The sequence below is a fragment of the Pedobacter sp. Leaf250 genome (assembly GCF_920984735.1).
Taxonomy (GTDB): domain Bacteria; phylum Bacteroidota; class Bacteroidia; order Sphingobacteriales; family Sphingobacteriaceae; genus Pedobacter.
The window spans coordinates 207,531-230,455 of sequence record NZ_CAKLBU010000004.1 but is presented as its reverse complement, the minus strand read 5'-3'; the positions used below and the strand labels follow the sequence as shown (position 1 = coordinate 230,455).

Below are 22,925 nucleotides of genomic sequence, written 5' to 3'. Positions count from 1 at the left end.
TTACTAATGAGCGATCTAAAGTGGTACGTTGTAAGGGCGGTTAGCGGTAAAGAAAAGAAGGTAAAACAATACATTGATGCTGAGATCAGCCGTTTAGGTTTCTCTCATTTGGTTCCGCAGGTTTTAATACCAATGGAAAAATACTACCAGATGAAAGACGGTAAAAAAATTGCCAAAGAGCGTAACTTTTATCCTGGTTATGTTTTAATTGAAGCCACTTTAGATGGTGAATTAGAACACATCATCAAAGGAATCAATAGTGTTATCGGTTTCCTGGGTGATAAAGCCGGTAATCCAATTCCAATGCGCCAGGCAGAAGTTAACCGTATTTTAGGTGTGGTTGATGAAATGAGTGAGCAAGGTGAAACCATGAATGTTCCTTATTATGTTGGCGAAAACATCAAAGTAATGGACGGACCTTTCAACGGTTTCTCAGGTATTATCGAAGAGGTAAACGAAGAGAAGAAAAAACTAAAAGTAATGGTTAAGATTTTCGGGCGTAAAACACCATTAGAACTTAACTATATGCAAGTAGAGAAAGAGTAATCAGATTTACGATTGTAGATTTAAGCATTACGATTTTAGTAAGATATCAAAAGCTTTCCTCAAAAGGGAAAGCTTTTTGTTTAGTAACCATCTTTATCTAAATAGTGTAATACTTATTATGCAATTGAATTAAAATATATTTTTTGATGTGGCTGCTATCCTATAAGGTGGATACTGATTGTTGTCTCTTTTTGCCATCCTGATGCTGGCGGATTGGGGATGACATTGGAGTATCATAATGAAGCTAATAATATGAGCGCTGAAGTAATCTGTCTTTTTACACTAAGAAATTAAAATGCTTGCAGAAAAGATAAAATATATTTCTTCTAATCTATTGTGTATCTATAAGATTATCCATATCTTTGCAGTCCTTTAAGTTTTATAGGAACTATAAGGAATTAAATGTTACATGCTTCCAATATTTAACATTGAGTTTTAAATAAACAAAAAACACAAAATGGCAAAAGAAGTCAGTGCAATGATCAAATTACAGATCAAAGGCGGAGCGGCAAATCCATCGCCACCAGTAGGACCTGCATTAGGTGCTAAAGGGGTGAACATTATGGAGTTTTGCAAACAGTACAACGCTCGTACCCAAGATAAAGCAGGTAAAGTATTGCCAGTTGTAATTACTGTTTATGCTGATAAGTCATTCGATTTCATCATCAAAACCCCTCCGGTAGCTATCCAGTTAAAAGATGCTACTAAATTACAGAGTGGTTCTGCTGAGCCTAACCGTAAAAAAGTTGGGTCGGTGACCTGGGACCAGATTAAAGTTATTGCTGAAGATAAAATGCCTGATTTAAATGCATTTACAATCGAATCTGCAATGAGTATGGTTGCTGGAACAGCACGCAGTATGGGAATCACCGTTTCTGGTGACGCACCCTGGAACAATTAATTAAAAAACAGTTTACAACAGTGGCGAAATTAACTAAAAATCAAAAAAAGGCACATGCTAAAATAGAAGCTGGTAAAGCTTATACTTTGAAGGATGCTGCTGCTTTGGTAAAAGAAATCACTACTACTAAATTTGATGCATCGGTTGATATTGATGTATCTTTAGGAGTAGATCCGCGTAAAGCCAATCAAATGGTACGTGGTATTGCTACTTTACCTCACGGTACAGGTAAAACTGTACGTGTTTTAGCTTTGGTAACTCCTGATAAGGAAGAAGAAGCAAAAGCAGCTGGCGCAGACTTCGTTGGTTTAGACGAGTATGTTGCTAAAATTGAAGGTGGTTGGACCGATGTAGACATTATTATCACTACACCAGCTTGTATGGCTAAGGTAGGTAAATTGGGCCGTGTTTTAGGTCCAAGGAACTTAATGCCTAATCCAAAATCAGGTACAGTAACTAACGAAGTTGGTAAAGCTGTAACTGAGGTTAAAGCAGGTAAGATCGATTTTAAAGTAGACAAAACGGGTATCATACACGCCTCGATAGGAAAAGTATCATTCCCAGCAGACAAAATTTATGAAAATGCACTTGAGATTATTCAAGTAATTTCAAAATTAAAACCATCTGCTGCAAAAGGAACTTATTTTAAAAGCATTCACGTGTCTTCTACAATGAGTCCTGGGATTGCAATTGAAACTAAATCAGTAGCGGGGATTTAATCATGAACAGAGAAGAAAAAAACGAAGTAGTTTTAGAACTACAAGGACAAATGCAAGAGTTTGGCAATTTCTATATTGCTGATACTTCTAGCCTTTCTGTTGAGCAGATCAATAACATCCGCCGCAAATGTTTCGAAGGTGATATCGTAATGAAGGTTGCTAAAAACTCTTTAATCCGCAAAGCGATTGAAGGTTTAGATGGCGATGCTTCTGAGATATACGAAGCGCTTAAAGGTTCATCATCATTATTATTCTCAAAAACAGCAAACGCTCCGGCTAAGTTGATCAAAACTTTGAGAAAAACTTCTGATAAACCTGTGCTTAAAGCGGCATACATAGATTCATCAGTATACGTTGGCGATGACCAATTAAATAACTTAGTAAGCTTAAAATCGAGAGAAGAGCTTATTGGCGATATTATTGGGTTATTACAATCACCAGCTAAAAATGTTCTATCTGCGCTTCAATCAGGCGGTAGCAAAATTGCAGGAATTGTTAAAACTCTTCAAGAAAGAGAAGGTTAACGAACACCTTAAGTTCGCAAATTAAACAAAATTATTACACACGTAAATTTTTAAAATCTTAATAAAATGGCAGATTTAAAAGCGTTTGCTGAGCAATTGGTAAACTTAACAGTAAAAGAAGTTAATGAATTAGCTCAAATCTTAAAAGATGAGTATGGTATCGAGCCTGCAGCTGCTGCTGTAGTTGCTGGTCCTGCTGCTGGTGGTGATGCACCTGCTGCTGCTGCAGAAAAAACATCTTTTGATGTAATCTTAAAAGAAGCTGGTGGTTCTAAACTAGCAGTTGTTAAATTGGTTAAAGATTTAACTGGTTTAGGTTTGAAAGAAGCTAAAGACTTAGTTGATGGTGCACCAAAAGAATTAAAAGCTGGTGTTGCTAAAGACGAAGCAGAAGCTCTTAAAAAACAATTAGAAGAAGCTGGAGCAGTAGTTGAAATTAAGTAATCACTTAATTTAGCTAAGCTAAAAATGTATTAGACACCGACTGAAAATGTTGGTGTCTTTACCTGTTTATAAACATCTCATTTTGTTTGGTTAATGAGCATGTTTGAAACCCGAACCAAACAAATAGTTTATTCTTAAACTAAAATCTTTTAGTCCATTGGCAAAGACAGTCGAACAAAGAGTAAATTTTGCAACTAGTAAGCACATTATAGACTATCCGGATTTTCTGGATGTGCAATTGCAATCATTCAGAGAATTTTTCCAGATAGATACCACATCAGACGATCGCTCTAGCGAGGGTTTGTTTAAAGTGTTTGCTGAAAACTTTCCAATAACAGATTCAAGAAATATCTTCGTATTGGAGTTTCTTGATTATTTTGTTGATCCGCCACGTTACGATATACACGAGTGTATTGAGCGTGGATTAACCTACAATGTTCCATTAAAAGCAAAGCTTAAGCTTTCTTGTAACGATGTTGAACATGAAGATTTTGAAACCATTATTCAGGATGTGTATTTAGGTACTATCCCGTATATGACACCAAAAGGTACATTTGTTATCAACGGTGCAGAACGTGTTATCGTTTCGCAATTACACCGTTCTCCAGGCGTGTTCTTCGGCCAAAGCCGTCACACTAACGGAACCAAATTGTATTCTGCCCGTGTTATTCCTTTCAAAGGTTCATGGATCGAGTTTGCTACTGACGTGAATAACGTGATGTATGCTTACATCGATCGTAAGAAAAAATTCCCGGTTACCACTTTATTACGTGCTATCGGTTACGATTCTGATAAAGACATCTTAGAACTTTTTGATCTTGCTGACGAAGTAAAAGTTAGTAAATCAGGTTTAAAGAAATATATCGGTCGTAAACTGGCTGCAAGAGTTTTAAAGAAATGGGTTGAAGATTTTGTAGATGAAGATACAGGTGAGGTAGTTTCTATCGACCGTAATGAAGTGATTCTTGAAAGAGAAACCGTTTTAGAAGACGAACACATTGATATGGTTATCGAAGCGGGCGTAAAAAGCATTATCTTATCTAAAGAAGATGGCGCTAGTCAGGCTGATTATACCATTATTTATAATACATTACAAAAAGATACCTCTAACTCAGAGAAAGAAGCTGTTGAAAACATCTATAGGGCTTTGCGTAACGCAGAACCACCTGATGAGGAAACTGCTCGTGGTATCATTGATCGTTTATTCTTCTCAGATAAACGTTACGATTTAGGAGATGTTGGTCGTTACCGCATCAACCGTAAGTTAAAAATGAATACCCCTGATGAGGTTAAAGTTTTAACAAAAGCAGATATTATTGCGATTGTTAAATATTTGATCAAATTGATCAACTCAAAAGAAGAAGTGGATGATATTGATCACTTATCAAACCGTCGTGTACGTACTGTAGGTGAGCAATTGTACGCACAGTTCGGTGTTGGTTTAGCCCGTATGGCCAGAACCATCCGTGAGCGTATGAACATTCGCGATAATGAGGTGTTTACACCAACTGATTTGATTAACGCCCGTACGTTATCATCAGTGATCAACTCTTTCTTTGGTACAAATCAGTTGTCTCAGTTCATGGATCAAACGAATCCATTGGCAGAGATTACGCACAAACGCCGTTTATCAGCTTTAGGCCCAGGTGGTTTATCACGTGAAAGAGCTGGTTTCGAGGTACGTGACGTTCACTACACGCACTACGGTCGTTTATGTACTATTGAAACACCTGAGGGACCAAACATTGGTTTGATTTCATCACTTTGTGTGCATGCAAAAATCAATAATTTAGGTTTCATTGAAACACCATACAAACGTGTTGAAGATGGTAAGGTAGTGGTTGATTCAGACGTTATTTATTTATCTGCAGAAGATGAAGATGGTAAAACCATTGCTCAGGCCAATGCAGAATATGATGATAAAGGTAACTTTATTACACCACGCGTAAAAGCACGTTATGAGGGTGACTTCCCTATTATTGAGCCTGAGAAATTAGACTTAATGGATGTTGCACCTAACCAGATTACTTCAATTGCTGCTTCGTTAATTCCATTCTTGGAACATGATGATGCGAACAGGGCTTTGATGGGATCGAACATGCAACGTCAGGCCGTACCATTGTTACGTCCTGAAGCGCCAATCGTTGGTACAGGTTTGGAAGGTCGCGTTGCCCGTGACTCAAGAACTTTGATCAATGCTGAAGGTAACGGTGTTGTAGAATATGTAGATGCTAACGAAATCACTATTAAATATGAGCGTAACGAAGATGATCGTTTAGTGTCATTTGAAGGTGATAGCAAAACTTACCGTTTAATTAAGTTCAAAAAAACCAATCAGAATACTTGTATTAACTTGAAACCAATCGTTAAGAAAGGTCAGAAAGTTACTAAAGGACAAGTACTTTGTGAAGGTTATGCAACTGAAAATGGCGAGTTGGCATTGGGTAGAAACCTGAAAGTGGCATTCATGCCTTGGCAAGGTTTCAACTTTGAGGATGCGATTGTAATCAACGAGCGTATTGTTCGTGATGACGTTTTCACTTCATTGCATATTGAAGAGTTTGAATTAGAAGTGCGTGATACTAAACGTGGAGAAGAGGAATTAACACCAGATATCCCGAACGTTTCTGAAGAGGCTACAAAAGACCTTGATGAAAACGGTATTATCCGTGTTGGTGCTGATGTAAAAGAAGGTGATATTTTAATTGGTAAGATTACTCCAAAAGGAGAATCTGATCCATCACCAGAAGAGAAATTACTACGTGCAATTTTTGGTGATAAAGCAGGTGATGTTAAAGATGCGTCTTTAAAAACTCCTCCTTCTATTCAAGGTGTAGTAATTGATACTAAGTTATTCAGCCGTGCTAAGAAAACTACAAAAGCTGAAGAAAAATCGGCAATTGAGAAATTAGACAAAGGATATAACAATATCACTGAGAAATTAAAAGCAGAATTAGTAGACAAATTATTCACCATTGTAAACGGAAAAACATCACAAGGTGTATTCAATATTTACAAAGAATTATTGGTTGCTAAAGGTGCTAAATTCACTCAGAAAATTTTAGCAGATCTTGAATTTGCTCACATCAGCCCTAACAAATGGACTACTGATGATGACAAAAATGAGATGATTAAATTATTGCTTCACAACTACGGTATCCGTGTTAACGAAGAACTTGGTGCCTACAAACGCGATAAATTCGCGATTAGTGTAGGTGATGAGCTTCCATCGGGAATTGTGCAGATGGCAAAAGTTTATGTTGCTAAAAAACGTAAATTAAAAGTAGGTGATAAAATGGCGGGTCGCCACGGTAACAAAGGTATTGTTGCACGTATTGTACGTGATGAAGATATGCCTTTCTTAGCTGATGGTACTCCGGTTGATATCGTGTTGAACCCACTGGGTGTACCTTCACGTATGAACCTTGGTCAGATCTACGAAACTATTTTGGCATGGGCTGGTCAGGAATTAGGCGTTAAATTTGCAACTCCTATTTTCGATGGTGCTACTCATGATGAGGTAGAAGAGTGGATTGCTAAAGCGGGTGTTCCTGCTTCAGGAAAAACCTACTTATATAATGGTTTAACAGGTGAGCGTTTCGATCAGACTACAACAGTGGGTATTATGTACATGCTGAAACTAGGTCACATGGTTGATGATAAGATGCACGCCCGTTCAATCGGACCATACTCATTAATTACACAACAGCCATTGGGCGGTAAAGCTCAATTTGGTGGTCAGCGTTTTGGTGAGATGGAGGTTTGGGCATTAGAGGCATTCGGTGCTGCTAATATTCTTCAGGAAATTTTAACCGTTAAATCGGATGATGTTATCGGAAGAGCCAAAACTTACGAAGCCATTGTTAAAGGTGAAAACCTACCAACTCCAGGTGTACCAGAATCGTTTAACGTATTGGTACATGAGTTACGTGGTTTAGGTTTAGATATTACGTTAGACTAAAAGTTATAGGTGATACGTGGTAAGTTATAAGTTAACTTATCACGTAAAACTTAAAACTTAAAACTTAAGAAAGAGATATGTCTTACAAAAAGGATAATAAATTAAAAAGCAATTTCACATCAATCACGATTAGCTTATCGTCTCCGGAAATTATTTTGGAACGTTCGAGCGGTGAGGTGTTGAAACCGGAAACCATTAACTACCGTACTTACAAACCTGAACGTGATGGTTTGTTTTGCGAGCGTATTTTTGGTCCGGTAAAAGATTACGAATGTCATTGCGGTAAATACAAACGTATCCGTTATAAAGGTATTGTTTGTGATCGTTGTGGTGTTGAGGTAACTGAAAAGAAAGTACGTCGTGAGCGTATGGGACACATCGCTTTGGTGGTTCCTGTTGCACACATCTGGTATTTCCGTTCATTGCCAAACAAAATCGGTTATTTATTAGGTTTGCCTACTAAAAAATTAGATTTAATTATCTATTACGAGCGTTACGTAGTTATTCAATCAGGCTTAATGGCTGAAGAAGGTATCAATTATATGGACTTCTTAACTGAAGAAGAATATTTAGATATCTTAGATAAATTACCTAAAGAAAACCAATACTTAGATGATAAAGATCCTAATAAATTCATCGCCAAAATGGGTGCTGAAGCATTAGAAGATTTATTAAAACGTATTGATTTAGATACTTTATCTTATGATTTACGTCACCAGGCTGCTAACGAAACTTCTCAGCAACGTAAAAATGAGGCCTTAAAACGTCTTCAGGTTGTTGAAGCTTTCCGTGGTGCTAATACACGTATTGAGAATCGCCCGGAGTGGATGATTGTTAAAATCGTTCCGGTTATTCCACCAGAATTACGTCCTTTAGTTCCATTAGAAGGTGGTCGTTTCGCTACTTCAGATTTAAATGATTTATACCGTCGTGTAATTATCCGTAACAACCGTTTAAAACGTTTGATCGAGATTAAAGCACCAGAGGTAATTTTACGTAACGAGAAACGTATGTTGCAGGAAGCTGTAGATTCGTTATTCGATAACTCACGTAAAGTTAATGCGGTTAAAACTGAAGGTAACCGTGCCTTGAAATCACTTTCAGATATTTTGAAAGGTAAACAAGGTCGTTTCCGTCAGAATTTATTAGGTAAACGTGTGGATTATTCAGCTCGTTCGGTAATTGTTGTAGGGCCTAGCCTTAAATTACACGAGTGTGGTATTCCTAAAGATATGGCTGCTGAGCTTTACAAACCGTTCATTATTCGTAAGATGATTGAGCGTGGTGTGGTAAAAACAGTTAAATCTGCTAAGAAAATCGTTGATAGAAAAGATCCATTAGTTTGGGATATCTTAGAAAATGTATTGAAAGGTCACCCGGTATTATTAAACCGTGCACCTACCTTACACAGACTAGGTATTCAGGCTTTCCAGCCAAAATTAATTGAAGGAAAAGCAATCCAATTACACCCATTAGTGTGTACTGCATTCAACGCCGATTTTGATGGTGACCAGATGGCTGTCCACTTACCGTTAGGTAACGCAGCAATTTTGGAAGCCCAAGTATTAATGTTGGCAGCGCACAATATCTTAAACCCTGCAAACGGTACACCAATTACAGTACCTTCTCAGGATATGGTTTTGGGTCTTTATTACATTACTAAAGGCCGTAGAACTGATGATAGCAGAGTTGTAAAGGGTCAAGATTCTAATTTCTATTCTCCGGAAGAAGTTATTATCGCCTATAACGAAAAGGAATTAGATTTACATGCATTTATCAAAGTAAGGGTAAATGTGAAGCAAGCTGATGGTTCTATCGTTAATAAATTAACTGAAACCACTGTAGGGAGAGTATTATTTAACCAAATGGTTCCTGATGAGGTTGGTTATATCAATGAATTATTAACTAAAAAATCGTTAAGAGATATTATCGGTGAGGTAGTTAAAATGACTGGTATGGCCCGTTCATCTCAGTTCTTAGATGATATCAAAGAATTAGGTTTCCGTATGGCTTTCCAGGGAGGTTTATCATTCAATTTACAAGACGTAAACATTCCGGTAGAAAAACATACTTTATTAGAGCAGGCTGCAAACGAAGTTGAAGAAGTAAGAAACAACTACAACATGGGTTTCATTACGAACAACGAACGTTACAACCAGATTATCGATATCTGGACTCGTATCAATAACAGATTAACTACATTCGTAATGAACCAGTTATCTTCAGATAACCAAGGTTTCAACTCGGTGTACATGATGCTTGATTCGGGTGCACGTGGATCTAAAGAGCAGATTCGTCAGCTTTGCGGGATGCGTGGTTTGATGGCTAAACCTCAAAAATCAGGTTCAGGTGGTGATATCATTGAAAACCCGATCTTATCAAACTTTAAAGAAGGTTTATCAGTATTAGAGTACTTTATCTCTACTCACGGTGCCCGTAAAGGTTTGGCGGATACGGCATTAAAAACAGCAGATGCGGGTTACTTAACCCGTCGTTTACATGATGTTGCTCAGGATATGATCGTTAATGATAATGACTGTGGTACTTTAAGAGGTATGTATACTACTGCCTTGAAAGATCAGGAAGATATCGTTGAACCATTATTTGATAGAATTTTAGGTCGTACTTCATTACACGATGTATACAATCCTTTGGATAATACATTGTTAGTAGGTGCTGGCGAGGATATTAATGAAGAAGTTGCTAAGTTGATCGAAGAATCGCCTTTAGAAGGTATTGAAATTCGTTCAGTATTAACTTGCGAAGCTAAACGCGGTGTTTGTGCATTATGTTATGGTCGTAACCTGGCATCTGGTAAACGCGTTCAAAGAGGTGAGGCAGTTGGTGTAATTGCAGCGCAATCAATCGGAGAGCCGGGTACACAGTTAACACTTCGTACTTTCCACGTGGGTGGTACTGCATCAAACATTGCTGCAGAATCAAACATCGTAGCTAAGTTTGATGGTGTGATTGAATTCGAAAATATCCGTACAGTTGATACTCAAACTGAAGAAGGAACAGTACAAGTTGTATTGGGTCGTTCAGGAGAGTTTAAAATTGTAGAACCAGGAACTGGACGTATTATTGTAACCAATAACATTCCTTATGGTGCTTTCTTATTTGTTAAAGAAGGAGATAAGTTATCTAAAGGTGATAAAATTTGTTCATGGGATCCATACAACGCGGTTATTCTTTCAGAATTTGCCGGTAAAGCGCAGTTTGATGCGATCATTGAGGGTGTTACCTTCCGTGAAGAATCAGATGAGCAAACTGGTCACCGTGAAAAAGTAATTATCGATACACGTGATAAAACTAAAAACCCTTCTGTTCAAATTGTTGATAAGAAAGGTGAATTCATTAAAGGTTATAACATTCCGGTTGGTGCTCACGTTTCTGTTGAGGAAGGCGAAGCCATTCAAACTGGACAGATTATCGCTAAAATTCCTCGTGCAACTGGTAAAACCCGAGATATTACCGGTGGTTTGCCTCGTGTAACGGAGTTATTTGAGGCTCGTAATCCTTCAAACCCAGCTGTAGTAACTGAGATTGATGGTGTAGTAACTTTAGGTGGTGTTAAACGTGGTAACCGTGAGATTACAATCGAATCGAAAGATGGTGAAGTTAAAAAATATCTGGTTCCATTGTCTAAACACATCCTTGTACAGGATAATGACTTTGTGAAAGCAGGTATGCCTTTATCAGATGGTTCAATTTCTCCTGCGGATATCTTATCAATTAAAGGACCAGCAGCGGTTCAAGAATACTTAGTAAATGGTATTCAAGAGGTTTACCGTTTGCAAGGTGTGAAAATTAATGATAAGCACTTCGAGGTAATTGTTCACCAGATGATGCAGAAAGTTCACATCGAAGATCCAGGTGATACTATTTTCTTAGAAAATAACGCTGTTGACCGTTGGGATTTTGCTGACGAGAATGATGCAATGTACGACAAGAAAGTTGTTGAAGATGCAGGTGATTCTAATGATTTAAAACCAGGTCAGATTGTTTCATTACGTAGGTTAAGAGATGAAAATTCTCAATTGAAACGTAAAGATTTAAAACAGATTACGGTTAGAGATGCAAGACCAGCAACTGCAAGTTCTATCTTACAAGGTATTACAAGAGCATCGTTAGGTACTAAATCGTTCATTTCTGCGGCTTCGTTCCAGGAAACTACGAAAGTATTAAATGAAGCGGCAATTGCAGGTAAACGCGATAATATGTTAGGCTTGAAAGAAAACGTGATCGTTGGTCACTTAATCCCTTCAGGTACTGGTGTACGTGGTTACGAAAGAATCATTGTTGGTTCTCAAGAAGAATACGATAAATTGTTAGCTTCGAAACAAGAAGAAGTAGAAGCATAAAATTTAAATATTTTAAACTAAGTCCTCCACTAATAGTGGGGGACTTTTTTGTTTGGAATAGATTTTGTAGTTTTATTTAAAAATAAATACATGAGTGTTACTGAAATACAACTTTTTCAAATTCTAAAGGCCAAGCTTGGCGAATAAGAAGCAGAGGAGTTGGTTTCTTTTGTAAAAACTGAAGTGAAAGCTGAATTCGATAATAAATGTGAAATTTTGGCTACCAAGGAAGATCTGGCAAATTCAAAAGCAGATATCATTAAATGGATGTTTATTTTTTGGATTGGTCAGATAGCAGTTACAGTTGGTATAATTTTAACGTTTATCAAAAAATAGCTAACCAAAGACTTTGACTTTTATTAAATATTAAATATTATTCCGCCATTAAGCAGCGGAATTTTTTATTTTTGAATCATTATGGAAGAACAACAAAACGAGAATCAATTAAATATAGAGCTATCAGAAGAAATTGCCGAAGGAATTTTTTCAAATCTTGCCATTATCACCCATTCAAATACCGAATTCGTATTGGATTTTATTCGTGTGATGCCTGGAGTTCCAAAGGCAAAAGTAAAATCCAGAATCATTTTGACTCCAGAGCACGCTAAAAGATTGCTTACTGCTTTGGATGATAATATTCAAAAATTTGAAGCTGTAAACGGTAGGATTAAAACCCAGGAAGAGCCACCTTTTCCTATGGGTTTTGGCGGACCGACAGCTCAAGCTTAATCATTGAATTAAGTAAATAAACCCTAAAAACAAATTTTAGCATATTCTGTTAGCTTTTTAGGCTATTTTTGCCATAACCATATACATCATTATGAGAAAACTTTTATTAAGCTTATTACTTTCTGCTCCCCTTTGGGTGCTGGGACAAGGTTTCCAGGTAAATTTACAAGGACAAAAACAAATTGGAATGGCTGGTGCCGGATCGGCATTGGCGTTAGACGAAGCATCAGTATTTTTTAACCCTGGTGCGGTAACATTTCTTGAAAAAAATTCCATTTCCGCTGGTGTTAATCCATTACTTTTTAAGTCTGCTTTTAAGCAAAATGGCTCAAACATTACCGAAAACGTTAAAAATAAAATTGCGCCTCCTTTCGAAGCTTACGCCGTTTGGGGACCAAAATCCAATAAATGGAAATTGGGACTAGGTGTTTATACACCCTTTGGCGGATTGGTAGACTGGGGAAATGATTGGTCTGGGAGATATGCGTTAACTTCATTAAACTTAAAAGCAATCTATTTCCAACCAACCTTAAGTGTTAAAATTACCGACCGCATAGGTATTGGTGCTGGTTTTGTTTATAACCATGGAGATGTAAACTTACAGCGTGCTTTACCTGTTAACTATCCTGATGGTCGTTCTGGCCATGCAACTTTAGAAGGTACAGGAAGCGGTTATGGATGGAATGCCGGATTGTACATCAACACATTAAGCAATGTAACTTTCGCAGTTGTTCATAAATCAAAAGTGGTAACCAAACTTGAAGGTGGTACAGCAACTTTTGATGTTCCAGAATCTTTAAGATCATCATTCCCGGCAGGAAATACTTTTAATGCAGAATTACCATTGCCTTCTACCACAACTTTAGGAATTGGGATCCCTTTATCAAAAAGCACTACTTTGGCTTTTGATGCAAGCTGGGTACAATGGAGGATTTACAAGGAATTGGCATTTGATTATGCTGTTAATACACCAGCTTTGGCCGATACAAAATCTGCCCGCAATTATCGTGATGGATCTTCGTTTAAATTAGGAGTTAATCATAAAGCATCTGAAAAAGTGTCGTTAAGGGCTGGTGTTGGCTATGCATTTTCACCTGTACAGGATGGATATGTTACACCAGAGGCTCCGGATGCTAATCGTTATATCTTAAGTGCTGGTATTGGTTATGCACCTACAAGCCGTTTTGAAGTTAATGCTTCGTTCTTTTTTGAAGATGTTCAATCGCGTAAGCAGAAAAATATCGAAACAGGTTTAGATGGTACTTTTAAAACATTGGTTTATGCACCTGGTCTTTCATTAACTTATAAATGGTAGGAGAAATAAATATGAAAAAATATATATTGAATAGTTTTATTGCTGCTACCATATTGTTTGCAGCATCGTGTAAGCCAGAGATTGAAACGCCAGCTGGTACATCAGCAGGGCAAGCAAATTTTAGCAAATATATTGCAGTTGGTAACTCATTAACTGCTGGTTTTGCCGATGGGGGACTTTATCTCGACGGACAGAAAGTGGCATATCCAAATTTATTGGCAGCACAAATGTCAACAGTAGGAGGTGGCGCATTTACCTCACCGTTTTTTGCTGATGCTCAGGCTAATGGATCAGGTTATTTAAATTTATCAGCATTGGTAAATGGAAGTCCAACCTTAACACCAGTAGCAGGAAATGCTTTTCGCCAGGGCTCGAGTGTGTTTTTAACTAAATATTCTGGTGAAGTTCAGAATTTAGGTATACCAGGAATGCGTGTTGATTTAGCATTTGCTGCTCCATATAGTGCTGCAAATCCTTATTTCGAACGTTTATTAACAGATACTCAAGTTGGTACGACAACCTATTTTCAATTTATACAAGGAAGAAACCATAGTTTTTTCTCTCTATGGTTAGGCAATAATGATGCGCTTGGTTGGGCAACTAACGGTGGCGTAACCAGCGATGCTACTAATGTTCTAACAGATAAAGCAACTTTCTCTATGTTGTATTCTAACCTTATAAATGCGCTAACAGCCGGAGGGCAAAAAGGCGTGGTTGGTACCATTCCTGATGTTACGGCTGTTCCTTATTTTAACACCGTTACAGTTTCTGCATTATTAGCAGCTGCAAAAGCAATAAACCCAGCTGCTGTTGCCGTATTTATTCAAACTGGAGCTGGTGTAAGAGCAGCTACAAGTGAAGATTTAATTCGTTTGCCTTTTCAATCTGCAGGATTGTTTGGTACAGGTGCAATTCCATATGGGTTAGATCCCAGAAATCCAATTGCAAATAATTGGGTGTTGGACAAAGATGAGATTATTCGTGTTAAAGATTACGTGAACAGTTATAATAGTTCCATCAAATCGCTGGCAAACAGTAAAGGTTTGGCCGTGGCCGATACATATACTTATTTAAATATGGTTAAAGCAGGTATTGCCATTCAGGGTATTAATATTAATTCAGCTTTTATAACTGGCGGTGCATTTTCACTTGATGGTGTTCACCTTACGCCACGTGGAAATGCTGTAATTGCTAATGTTTTTATTGATGCTATAAATAGTAAGTACAGTTCAACCATTCCTACCATTGATATTACAAAATATAGAGGAGTGAAATTCCCAGATAAATAATGCTTACAAACTGTAAACAGAAAAGGATTCGCAAATGTGAATCCTTTTCTGTTTACAGTTTTTTCTCCAAATAATTGATGACGTTTTCTTCTTCATTTGGTTCGAACCAGATTATTTCTTCATCCCGTCTAAACCAGGTAAGTTGCCTTTTTGCAAAACGACGTGTATTTTGTTTAATTGCAACAATGGCTTCCTCCAAAGTAATTTTTTGATCCAGATAATCAAAAATCTCACTATACCCAACAGTATTTAAAGCATTATATTTTCTAAATTGATGAAGGGATTTTACTTCGTTTAATAGTCCTGAAGCGATCATTTGATCAACACGATGGTTGATCCGATCATATAAAACAGCTCGATCGGTATTTAATCCTATTTTAATAATATTGAATGGGCGAACTTTTTTTGTAGCAGAAAGCATTGATGAAAGTTTTTTTCCGGTTGATAAAAATACTTCCAGCCCTCTGATCATTCTTTGAGGATTGTTCTGATCAACCTTATCAAAATATTCAGGATCCAATTGCGATAGTTCCTGTTGAATACTGGAAAGGCCTTCGGTTTCAAATTGATTATTTAGTTTTTCTCTGATGGAAAGGTCAATTTCAGGCATTTCATCCAATCCATTTAGCAATGCGTTAATATACAAGCCAGATCCGCCCACCATGATGGCGAGATCATGGTGCTCAAAAATTTCATCCAATTTTTTTAAGCCCTGCACTTCAAAATCGCCGGTGCTAAACAATTGGGTAACAGAATGCGAATTGATGAAATGATGCTTGGCTGCCGCTAATTCATCAGGAGTTGGCTTTGCTGTTCCAATTTCCATTTCACGAAAAAACTGACGGGAATCTGCCGAGATAATTTCAGTATTAAAACGCTGAGCAACTTTAATGGCCAAAGCCGTTTTTCCAATAGCGGTAGGACCAACGATCGATATCAATGTTTTTTTATTCGGCATGGATTTACGTATAAAAATAAAAGCTGTCAAATTTAAATATTTGACAGCTTCTAACCTTCTTTTTAATATGTTATAGATTAATAATCATCTTTTTGATCATCTTCAAAATTGTCTCCGTCAGAAAATTCATCTCCAAATTCATCGTCTTCACTTTCCTCATCATCATCTCTTTCTTTTTCATTAATGCCCATTTCGCCCATCGCTTCCAGCTCATCGGTATCTTCCGGAACAAAATTCATTTCATTTAAGAAATCAAATTCACTGGCTGATGCGATAGCACCACGAGGATCGACAGATTGTGGTCCATTTTGCTCCATAATTTTTGGTGCATCACCGCTACTTTTCGCTAAAAATGGATATTCGATACTTGGATCAGCATCTAAAATAATTTTTACCAGTTCCACATGGAAATCATATGGGCGATCAAAATTATAGATATAATAAAATTTTTGATGTGGATCTTCAATAAAGCCACTCAATTTAGAATTTTCCATCAAAACCACGCGGTCTTTCTTTCTTTCATTTGGCAAGTAAGCAATTTCATCGCCTTTTAACCAATTATCAGTGCTTACATAAAATGATGAAGGTTTTTCGGCATTGTAGCCTGTTGATTTATGGATTGCCTTATGGAGGTCTTCAAATGTTTGGTTTGATTTAATGTCGATCTCTCTCACAACATCATCAAAATCTTCGAAAGTAATTCTAAACTTATAAATAGCCATTATTGTATTTTGGAACCGTAAAAATAAAGTTAATTTATGTTACCACAAACATCAAATTATTATAAAAGACGGGTCTTAATTTGATGGGATTAAGCAATTAAATTATTTATTAACAGGATTTAATCCCATTTGTTTTGCCTGATTGAGCATAAAGACATATGCTTCTTCGTAATCGTTTTTTATTTCACCCTCGAGTATTGCCTCACGGATTGCATTTTTAATCAAACCCACTTCTTTTCCTGCTGGTAAATCAAACGTTACCATAATGTCGTTACCGGTAATAGGGGGTTGCCAGTTACGAATTTGGTCACGCTCCTCTACATCTTTTAGTTTGATTTTAACCAGCTCAAAATTTCTACGGTATTTGGTTTTTTTATATTCATTTTTAGTGGTTACATCAGCATTGCAGAGCATCATCAAGCTTTCAATTTCTTCTCCTGCATCAAATAGAAGTCGGCGAACAGCAGAATCTGTTACTGTTTCCTGCGCTAAAACAATCGGGCGTAAATGCAATTGAACCAGCTTTTGAACAAATTTCATTTTTTCGTTCAGGGGTAATTTTAATTGAGCAAAGATTTTTGGAACCATTCTCGCTCCGCGATCTTCATGGCCATGAAATGTCCAGCCATGGCCTTCCTCAAATCGTTTTGTAGCTGGCTTGGCAATGTCGTGCAAAATGGCTGCCCAACGTAACCATAAATCATCAGTATTGGCGCAAATATTATCTAAAACTTCCAGAGTATGGTAAAAATTATCTTTATGTCCTTTGCCTTTAACGATTTCTACACCATAAAGCTGTGCCATTTGAGGGAATATAATTTCCAATAATCCAGTATCAAAAAGATGTTTAAAGCCGATTGATGGAACAGGTGATAAAATGATTTTATTCATCTCATCAGTGATTCGTTCTTTAGATACGATGCTGATTCGTTTTTTTTGCGCTTTAATTGCTTTTAAAGCAGCCTCGTCTATGGTAAAGTTAAGTTGAGCAGCAAAGCGTATTGCCCTCATCATCCGTAAAGGATCATCAGAAAAGGTAACTTCAGGATCTAGTGGCGTCCGGATCAGTTTGTTTTCTAAATCCTTTAAACCGTTGAAAGGATCGAGTAATTCCCCAAAATGTTCTGCATTTAGATTTATCGCCAATGCGTTGATTGTAAAATCTCTGCGAAGCTGATCATCTTCCAGTGTTCCATCTTCTACAATCGGTTTTCGGGAATCAGAACGGTAAGATTCTTTTCTGGCGCCAACAAACTCCACTTCTAAATCCTGATATTTGATATTCGCAGTGCCGAAATTTTTAAAAACGGCAACTTTAGTATTAAGTTTTCGTCCAACAGCTTCAGCATATTCAATTCCGCTGCCTACCACTACTACATCAATATCTTTTGATGGGCGGTGGAGAAATAAATCTCTTACAAAGCCACCAATAACATAAGCTTCGGTATTGCTTTTATCAGCAATTGTTGATAACGTTTTAAATATTGGGTGTTGTAGGTGTTGTTGCATAGTTATGGAGTCGTCATGCTGTTCCCGACCATTCGTGATCAGCACCTCTCGCTGTAAGACCAAGATTTAATCTGGGCGACGGCTGGGTTATTAGATTTTACAAAAGTAGTAAAATTTACTTGCGGATAAATTCAAACTGACCACTTGGGGTAAGTTTCATTATGGTTGATGGTTTTTTGATGCTTCGATTTTCTTGTTCAAAATCTACAACGTAATCAACGGCTTCGATAATTTCAGGATCGATATCGTCAAAAAATTTTGGGGAGGGGTTGCCACTTATATTAGCTGAGGTTGAAACGATTGGTTTTCTGAATCTTTGAATGAGTGGTGTGCAAAAGTCGTGCTTTATTATACGAATGCCCACGCTACCATCTGCATTAACAACGCTATGCGCTAAATTTTTTGCATCAGAAAAAATGATGGTTAATGGATGTTCTGCGTATTCAATTAAATCATAAGCTACTTCAGGAATTTCTTTAATGTAACTTTGCAATTTGCTATCCACATCTAAAAGCACAATTAGACTTTTTTCGGCAGGGCGTTTTTTGATTTTTAAAAGTTTATCTACCGCATCAGGATTGGTGGCGTCGCAGCCAAGTCCCCAAATGGTATCAGTAGGGTAAAGAATTACGCCTCCGTTTTTAAGTACTTCTAAAGCTTTATTAATTTCATCTTTAAGCATAGCGCAAAGTTAACTTTTTCTGTGAAATGTTAAATTTTCATAATATGCTAAACCAAAGGGCTATATGCTAAAACTAATTTAATTTTTATTCGTTTTTCATTTAACTATAAAATTGTAAAATTATTTTAAGTGGTAGGATTGTACATACAAAATCATTATATTTATTACAGGTTATTCAAATAAAACAACGCACAAATGAAAACAGTAAAAACACTATTAATGCTATTTACAGTTGTATTGGCATTAACTGGATGTTCGAGTCTACGGACTGCATCCGACTACGATAAGAACGTAGACTTTAGCACGTATAGAACCTATAATTTTTACGACAAAGGTATTTCGAGGGTGAGGCTCAATAATTTAGATAAACGCAGATTAATGGCTGCTGTTGAAGCTGAAATGAATGCAAAAGGCTTTGTTAAAGCTGAAAAACCTGATATGTTGGTGAACCTTGTTGTGGTAGGAAGAGAAAAAACCGACGTTTACAACAATGGCTTCGGCGGTTGGGGCGGAGGCTTTGGTTGGGGAGGCGGCTGGGGCTGGCGTGGTGGCTGGGGCGGCTGGGGTTGGGGAGGACCAACCTATGTTAACCAATACATTGAAGGCACCATCATTATTGATTTCTTAGATCCAGGTAAAAAGATATTATTCTGGCATGGCAGAGGTTCTGGCTTTAACCTTGACAATTTAAATAAGAGAGAAGAAAAATTGTATACCGGTGTGAGAGAGATTTTGGCTCAATATCCACCAAACGCAATTGCAGCTAAATAATTAGCTTACAATATTGATATAGCAATTCATCAATTGCTGTGTTACCAAAGGGCTGTTGAATTTTTGAACAAATTCCAGCCCTTTTTCTTTCATCTCTTTTTGGAGCGAAACATCAGCTAAAATTTTGTTGATTGAAGTTGCAAGTTCATTCGCGTTATTCGGCGATACATAAATGCTGTTTGCTCCGCCAGCTTCTTCTAAACAAGAGCCTGTGGCAGCAATTGTTGGTACACCCGAGTAAAGGGCTTCGATTATTGGGATGCCAAAACCTTCATAAAAAGAGGGATAAACAAAGACAGCTGCCATTTGATAAATGCCAGGAAGGTCGGCAAAGGGAATATTTTTAAGAAATACGATTCGATTTTTTAATCCCAAAAATTCTATTTCCTTTTCAACTTCTTCAAAGTAGTGTGTTTTTTTTCCAATAACCACTAACTTATATTCCTCATTTACATCTTTAAGGGCTTGAATAATTAGTTTTAGATTTTTACGCTTTTCAATCGTTCCAACATTTAGAATATATTTATTGGGTAAATTGTAACCGCTCCTAATTTTATTGAGTGTGGTGTCAGAAAATGGCGTTTTAAAGCTATCATCGCAACTCTGATAAATCACCTCGATTTTATTTGGATCTATTTCATAAAGCTCAATAATGTCTTGTTTTGTTTTTTCGCTGATGGCAATAATTTTATCAGCTCTTTTACAAGCAGATCTACTTTTCCATTCGTACAATTTTCGATCGATAAATTTATAGTATTCGGGGAAACGTAAAAAAATTAAATCGTGAATGGTAACAACTGATTTAATTTTTGTGTGCTGGATAGCGAAAGGGATTTCATGACTTAGCCCGTGGAATATTCGAACCTGATCTCTGGATAAATCTTTTAAAATATTTAGCGTACGCCACAAAAAGGTGCCATTTACTGGCAGTTTTAATTGGATGTTTTCTTGTTCAAAAAAGGCATCAATCTGTATGGCAGATTTAACTTTGGGCGAATAAACCAGGTATTGGTTTTCAGGGAACTGTTTAGATAAAGCTTCAATTAATGATCGGCTGTAATTGCCTAAACCAGTTAAATTGTTTGCGGCCCGTTTACCGTCGTAACCAATTTTGAGTTTAGGGTTAAAAGTTGAAAGTTGAGGGTTTTCTTGCTGGGAATTTAAATTTACTAAACTCTCATGCGCTATGCTACCTTCCACTTTCAACTTTTTACTGATGACTATACCGCTACATTATTTTCTCTTAACGCATCATTAAGGGATGTTTTTTTATCTGTGCTTTCTTTACGTTTACCGATAATTAAAGCACAAGGAACCTGGTAATCGCCAGAAGGGAATTTTTTAGTATAACTACCTGGAATAACTACCGAACGAGCAGGAACTACACCTTTATATTCAACTGGCGTTGAACCAGTTACATCAATAATTTTGGTTGATGCGGTTAAAACCACATTTGCACCTAAAACCACTTCTTTCTCTAATTTAACACCTTCTACCACAATAGCTCTCGAGCCCAAGAAACAATCATCTTCAATAATTACCGGTGCAGCTTGTACCGGTTCTAAAACTCCACCAATACCTACACCACCACTTAAGTGAACACGTTTTCCAATTTGAGCACATGAACCTACGGTAGCCCAAGTATCAACCATAGTACCTTCATCAACATAAGCACCAATATTTACGTATGAAGGCATCATAATTACACCTTTTGCTAAGAATGAACCATAACGTGCACTTGCCATTGGCACTACGCGAACACCAGTTGCTTTGTAATCGGTTTTTAAATCCATTTTATCATGATAAACAAATGGGCCGCTTTTAATTTCCTTCATCTCGCGAATTGGAAAGTACAAAATTACCGCTTTCTTTACCCATTCATTAATGCCCCAAGAGTTTAAAACTGGTTCAGCAACACGAATTTCGCCTTTATCTAATCCTAAAATTACGGTTTCAATGGCTTCGCAATAGTTGCTGTACTTTAAAAGAGTTCTGTCTTCCCAAGCGGCTTCAATTAATTTCTTTAAATCTGAATACATGATGTTTTTAAATTTTACGCAAAATAAATGAAATTAATCTATAACTGATGATTTCATTTGATAAATATTGTTGAATTTTTGCATTGCATTATTGCTTATAGAATCCAAAAATCCACTTAAACCTTTAAATAAATAAACTCCATATCAATTTAACCATTTAACAATTCATCAATTTAACCTATTTTTGACTTTTATGGCAGAAGCAGAAAAATTAAGAATTGACAAATATTTGTGGGCAATCAGGCTTTTTAAAACCCGGAGTTTGGCTACTGATGCCTGCAAAGCTGGTCGCGTGAAATTAAAGGGGCAAAATATAAAGCCATCTTCCATCGTAAAAATTGGTGATGTTTATCAGGTATCAAAAGGAATAGAAAAAAAAATAATAGAGGTTATAGAATTTTCGTACAATAGAACCGATTCTCCAACAGCCTTAACCAAATACAAAGATTTAACACCAGTTGAAGAAACGCATGCATTTAAATCAGCATTTCATTCTCCTAATTTGAAGAGAGACCGCGGTACAGGCCGTCCGACCAAAAAAGATAGAAGAGAAACAGACGATTTGATTAGCGGTTTATTCGAGGAGGAGGATTAATTAGTTTCCAAGCATTCGGTTACAAGGTTCATCGGTAGTGATACTTGCATATTGCAAACTAAAGTAGCGCATCCGGTAGCTCATCATGGCCGTTTTTCCAAGTTTATCTATCAATTTATAATTGGCAACCGCACCAACTGCCGCACCAACAAAGGGCAGCATTTGTGCAAGCTTTGCTAAATCAATATAATCTCTGTACTGCTGCTGAAAAGTCAGCCAATCAAACTCATCTATATTGGTTGGAAGTTGATGTGCTTTATTATCCCAATCTTGCATTTTAACAAAAACATTCTGGCTTTCTTCTTTGCTCGAAAATGCCAATTGGAAAATGTGAAGGATAAACAAACGTTCGCGGTAATCTTTAACATCGTAACCATAAACGGCAGCAATATCAAAAAGCATTTTCATTTTAATGCCAAGCAACAAAGGGAAATCGGCTAAGCTCATTAAGAAACCACCGGCACCGGTTATTCCACCTTCAGCTGCACCGGTTTTTTTATAACTTTCAATTTTTTGCTTAATCAATGCTTCGCGATGCATCAGGGTTAAATGGGTAAGTGGTTTGGCTGTTGTAAAAGTAGAACCAAACAATACCGCTTTTACCATTTGTTTTATTGCAGTGGTAATGGCGCTGTGAATTTTATCAGGAATATAACTATTGATTTTTTTCTGAACAGAATCAGTAACCTTGTTTAATAGCGATGGCTTTTGCAAAATTTTAAACTTCCAGAAATCAACCTCACTTGTTATTTTTTGTTCGTAATTCATATTCTGATTGAGTACAAAAATTGTTCCTTATTTTTTTAATTAATTATTGATTTTTTGAAATTTAAACTATACATTTAGTTATCTCAATT

19 protein-coding genes are annotated in these 22,925 nt (G+C 36.9%); 12 read left to right on the top strand and 7 right to left on the bottom strand.

Annotated elements, in window-relative coordinates; genetic code table 11:
- The first annotated feature begins 6 nt into the window (after window positions 1–6).
- The 10 genes from nusG to LUA91_RS05400 all read left to right on the top strand — a co-directional run bounded on the left by nusG (window position 7) and on the right by LUA91_RS05400 (window position 14,792).
- Complete coding sequence (nusG, locus tag LUA91_RS05445) at window positions 7–546, top strand: transcription termination/antitermination protein NusG (protein WP_010601093.1); 540 nt, start codon at window positions 7–9, stop codon at window positions 544–546.
- Window positions 547–1,003: 457 nt separating this feature from the next.
- Window positions 1,004–1,447 (top strand): 50S ribosomal protein L11, encoded by a 444-nt coding sequence (gene rplK / locus LUA91_RS05440; protein WP_010601094.1) that lies wholly within the window; start codon window positions 1,004–1,006, stop codon window positions 1,445–1,447.
- Between the two features lie 20 nt (window positions 1,448–1,467).
- Window positions 1,468–2,166, top strand: a complete 699-nt coding sequence (gene rplA / locus LUA91_RS05435) for a 50S ribosomal protein L1 (protein WP_025143259.1) — start codon at window positions 1,468–1,470, stop codon at window positions 2,164–2,166.
- Between the two features lie 2 nt (window positions 2,167–2,168).
- Window positions 2,169–2,690: a 50S ribosomal protein L10 gene (rplJ, locus tag LUA91_RS05430; protein ID WP_010601096.1), complete on the top strand. Its 522-nt coding sequence runs from the start codon at window positions 2,169–2,171 to the stop codon at window positions 2,688–2,690.
- 66 nt (window positions 2,691–2,756) lie between these two features.
- Window positions 2,757–3,134, top strand: a complete 378-nt coding sequence (rplL, locus tag LUA91_RS05425) for a 50S ribosomal protein L7/L12 (protein ID WP_231425012.1) — start codon at window positions 2,757–2,759, stop codon at window positions 3,132–3,134.
- A gap of 157 nt (window positions 3,135–3,291) precedes the next feature.
- Entirely contained in the window at window positions 3,292–7,095 is a 3,804-nt protein-coding gene (gene rpoB / locus LUA91_RS05420) for a DNA-directed RNA polymerase subunit beta (protein ID WP_231425011.1), read from the top strand.
- Window positions 7,096–7,172: 77 nt separating this feature from the next.
- Window positions 7,173–11,459 carry a DNA-directed RNA polymerase subunit beta' gene (rpoC, locus tag LUA91_RS05415; protein ID WP_231425010.1) on the top strand — a complete coding sequence of 1,429 codons (4,287 nt, stop codon included), beginning with the start codon at window positions 7,173–7,175 and terminating at the stop codon, window positions 11,457–11,459.
- Window positions 11,460–11,876: 417 nt separating this feature from the next.
- Window positions 11,877–12,188, top strand: a complete 312-nt coding sequence (locus LUA91_RS05410) for a DUF3467 domain-containing protein (protein WP_231425009.1) — start codon at window positions 11,877–11,879, stop codon at window positions 12,186–12,188.
- Window positions 12,189–12,279: 91 nt separating this feature from the next.
- Window positions 12,280–13,503 (top strand): OmpP1/FadL family transporter, encoded by a 1,224-nt coding sequence (locus LUA91_RS05405; RefSeq protein ID WP_231425008.1) that lies wholly within the window; start codon window positions 12,280–12,282, stop codon window positions 13,501–13,503.
- 11 nt (window positions 13,504–13,514) lie between these two features.
- Window positions 13,515–14,792 (top strand): SGNH/GDSL hydrolase family protein, encoded by a 1,278-nt coding sequence (locus LUA91_RS05400; RefSeq protein WP_231425007.1) that lies wholly within the window; start codon window positions 13,515–13,517, stop codon window positions 14,790–14,792.
- A 52-nt stretch (window positions 14,793–14,844) separates the two neighbouring features.
- On the opposite strand, the gene miaA is transcribed toward LUA91_RS05400, so the two are convergent.
- The 4 genes from miaA to LUA91_RS05380 form a co-directional block, all read right to left on the bottom strand.
- The gene (miaA, locus tag LUA91_RS05395; protein ID WP_231425006.1) at window positions 14,845–15,750 is read right to left on the bottom strand and encodes a tRNA (adenosine(37)-N6)-dimethylallyltransferase MiaA; all 906 of its coding nucleotides are present in this window, start codon (window positions 15,748–15,750) and stop codon (window positions 14,845–14,847) included.
- Between the two features lie 77 nt (window positions 15,751–15,827).
- Window positions 15,828–16,472 (bottom strand): plasmid pRiA4b ORF-3 family protein, encoded by a 645-nt coding sequence (locus LUA91_RS05390; RefSeq protein ID WP_231425005.1) that lies wholly within the window; start codon window positions 16,470–16,472, stop codon window positions 15,828–15,830.
- Window positions 16,473–16,574: 102 nt separating this feature from the next.
- On the bottom strand, window positions 16,575–17,981 hold the full coding sequence (locus LUA91_RS05385; protein WP_231425004.1) for a CCA tRNA nucleotidyltransferase: 1,407 nt from the start codon (window positions 17,979–17,981) through the stop codon (window positions 16,575–16,577).
- A 115-nt stretch (window positions 17,982–18,096) separates the two neighbouring features.
- Entirely contained in the window at window positions 18,097–18,663 is a 567-nt protein-coding gene (locus LUA91_RS05380) for an L-threonylcarbamoyladenylate synthase (protein WP_231425003.1), read from the bottom strand.
- Window positions 18,664–18,858: 195 nt separating this feature from the next.
- On the opposite strand from LUA91_RS05380, the gene LUA91_RS05375 reads away from it, so the two are divergent.
- Entirely contained in the window at window positions 18,859–19,434 is a 576-nt protein-coding gene (locus LUA91_RS05375; protein ID WP_231425002.1) for a DUF4136 domain-containing protein, read from the top strand.
- Here LUA91_RS05375 and LUA91_RS05370 read toward each other — a convergent pair whose 3' ends face one another.
- Together LUA91_RS05370 and LUA91_RS05365 are read right to left on the bottom strand one after the other, a co-directional pair.
- Window positions 19,435–20,634 carry a glycosyltransferase family 1 protein gene (locus LUA91_RS05370; RefSeq protein WP_231425001.1) on the bottom strand — a complete coding sequence of 400 codons (1,200 nt, stop codon included), beginning with the start codon at window positions 20,632–20,634 and terminating at the stop codon, window positions 19,435–19,437.
- 20 nt (window positions 20,635–20,654) lie between these two features.
- Window positions 20,655–21,473 (bottom strand): 2,3,4,5-tetrahydropyridine-2,6-dicarboxylate N-succinyltransferase, encoded by an 819-nt coding sequence (locus tag LUA91_RS05365; RefSeq protein WP_231425000.1) that lies wholly within the window; start codon window positions 21,471–21,473, stop codon window positions 20,655–20,657.
- A 193-nt stretch (window positions 21,474–21,666) separates the two neighbouring features.
- On the opposite strand from LUA91_RS05365, the gene LUA91_RS05360 reads away from it, so the two are divergent.
- The gene (locus LUA91_RS05360; protein WP_231424999.1) at window positions 21,667–22,068 is read left to right on the top strand and encodes an RNA-binding S4 domain-containing protein; all 402 of its coding nucleotides are present in this window, start codon (window positions 21,667–21,669) and stop codon (window positions 22,066–22,068) included.
- Here the strand turns inward: LUA91_RS05360 and LUA91_RS05355 are convergent, their stop codons facing one another.
- Window positions 22,069–22,836, bottom strand: a complete 768-nt coding sequence (locus LUA91_RS05355) for an EcsC family protein (RefSeq protein WP_231424998.1) — start codon at window positions 22,834–22,836, stop codon at window positions 22,069–22,071. It lies immediately after the preceding gene.
- Between the last annotated feature and the right edge of the window lie 89 nt (window positions 22,837–22,925).

Coding starts and splice junctions, on each gene's coding strand:
- nusG (WP_010601093.1), top strand. CDS start 7: ATGAGCGATCTAAAGTGGTACGTTGTAAGGGCGGTTAGCGGTAAAGAA.
- rplK (WP_010601094.1), top strand. CDS start 1,004: ATGGCAAAAGAAGTCAGTGCAATGATCAAATTACAGATCAAAGGCGGA.
- rplJ (WP_010601096.1), top strand. CDS start 2,169: ATGAACAGAGAAGAAAAAAACGAAGTAGTTTTAGAACTACAAGGACAA.
- rplL (WP_231425012.1), top strand. CDS start 2,757: ATGGCAGATTTAAAAGCGTTTGCTGAGCAATTGGTAAACTTAACAGTA.
- rpoC (WP_231425010.1), top strand. CDS start 7,173: ATGTCTTACAAAAAGGATAATAAATTAAAAAGCAATTTCACATCAATC.
- LUA91_RS05410 (WP_231425009.1), top strand. CDS start 11,877: ATGGAAGAACAACAAAACGAGAATCAATTAAATATAGAGCTATCAGAA.
- LUA91_RS05405 (WP_231425008.1), top strand. CDS start 12,280: ATGAGAAAACTTTTATTAAGCTTATTACTTTCTGCTCCCCTTTGGGTG.
- LUA91_RS05400 (WP_231425007.1), top strand. CDS start 13,515: ATGAAAAAATATATATTGAATAGTTTTATTGCTGCTACCATATTGTTT.
- miaA (WP_231425006.1), bottom strand. CDS start 15,750: ATGCCGAATAAAAAAACATTGATATCGATCGTTGGTCCTACCGCTATT.
- LUA91_RS05390 (WP_231425005.1), bottom strand. CDS start 16,472: ATGGCTATTTATAAGTTTAGAATTACTTTCGAAGATTTTGATGATGTT.
- LUA91_RS05385 (WP_231425004.1), bottom strand. CDS start 17,981: ATGCAACAACACCTACAACACCCAATATTTAAAACGTTATCAACAATT.
- LUA91_RS05380 (WP_231425003.1), bottom strand. CDS start 18,663: ATGCTTAAAGATGAAATTAATAAAGCTTTAGAAGTACTTAAAAACGGA.
- LUA91_RS05375 (WP_231425002.1), top strand. CDS start 18,859: ATGAAAACAGTAAAAACACTATTAATGCTATTTACAGTTGTATTGGCA.
- LUA91_RS05365 (WP_231425000.1), bottom strand. CDS start 21,473: ATGTATTCAGATTTAAAGAAATTAATTGAAGCCGCTTGGGAAGACAGA.
- LUA91_RS05360 (WP_231424999.1), top strand. CDS start 21,667: ATGGCAGAAGCAGAAAAATTAAGAATTGACAAATATTTGTGGGCAATC.
- LUA91_RS05355 (WP_231424998.1), bottom strand. CDS start 22,836: ATGAATTACGAACAAAAAATAACAAGTGAGGTTGATTTCTGGAAGTTT.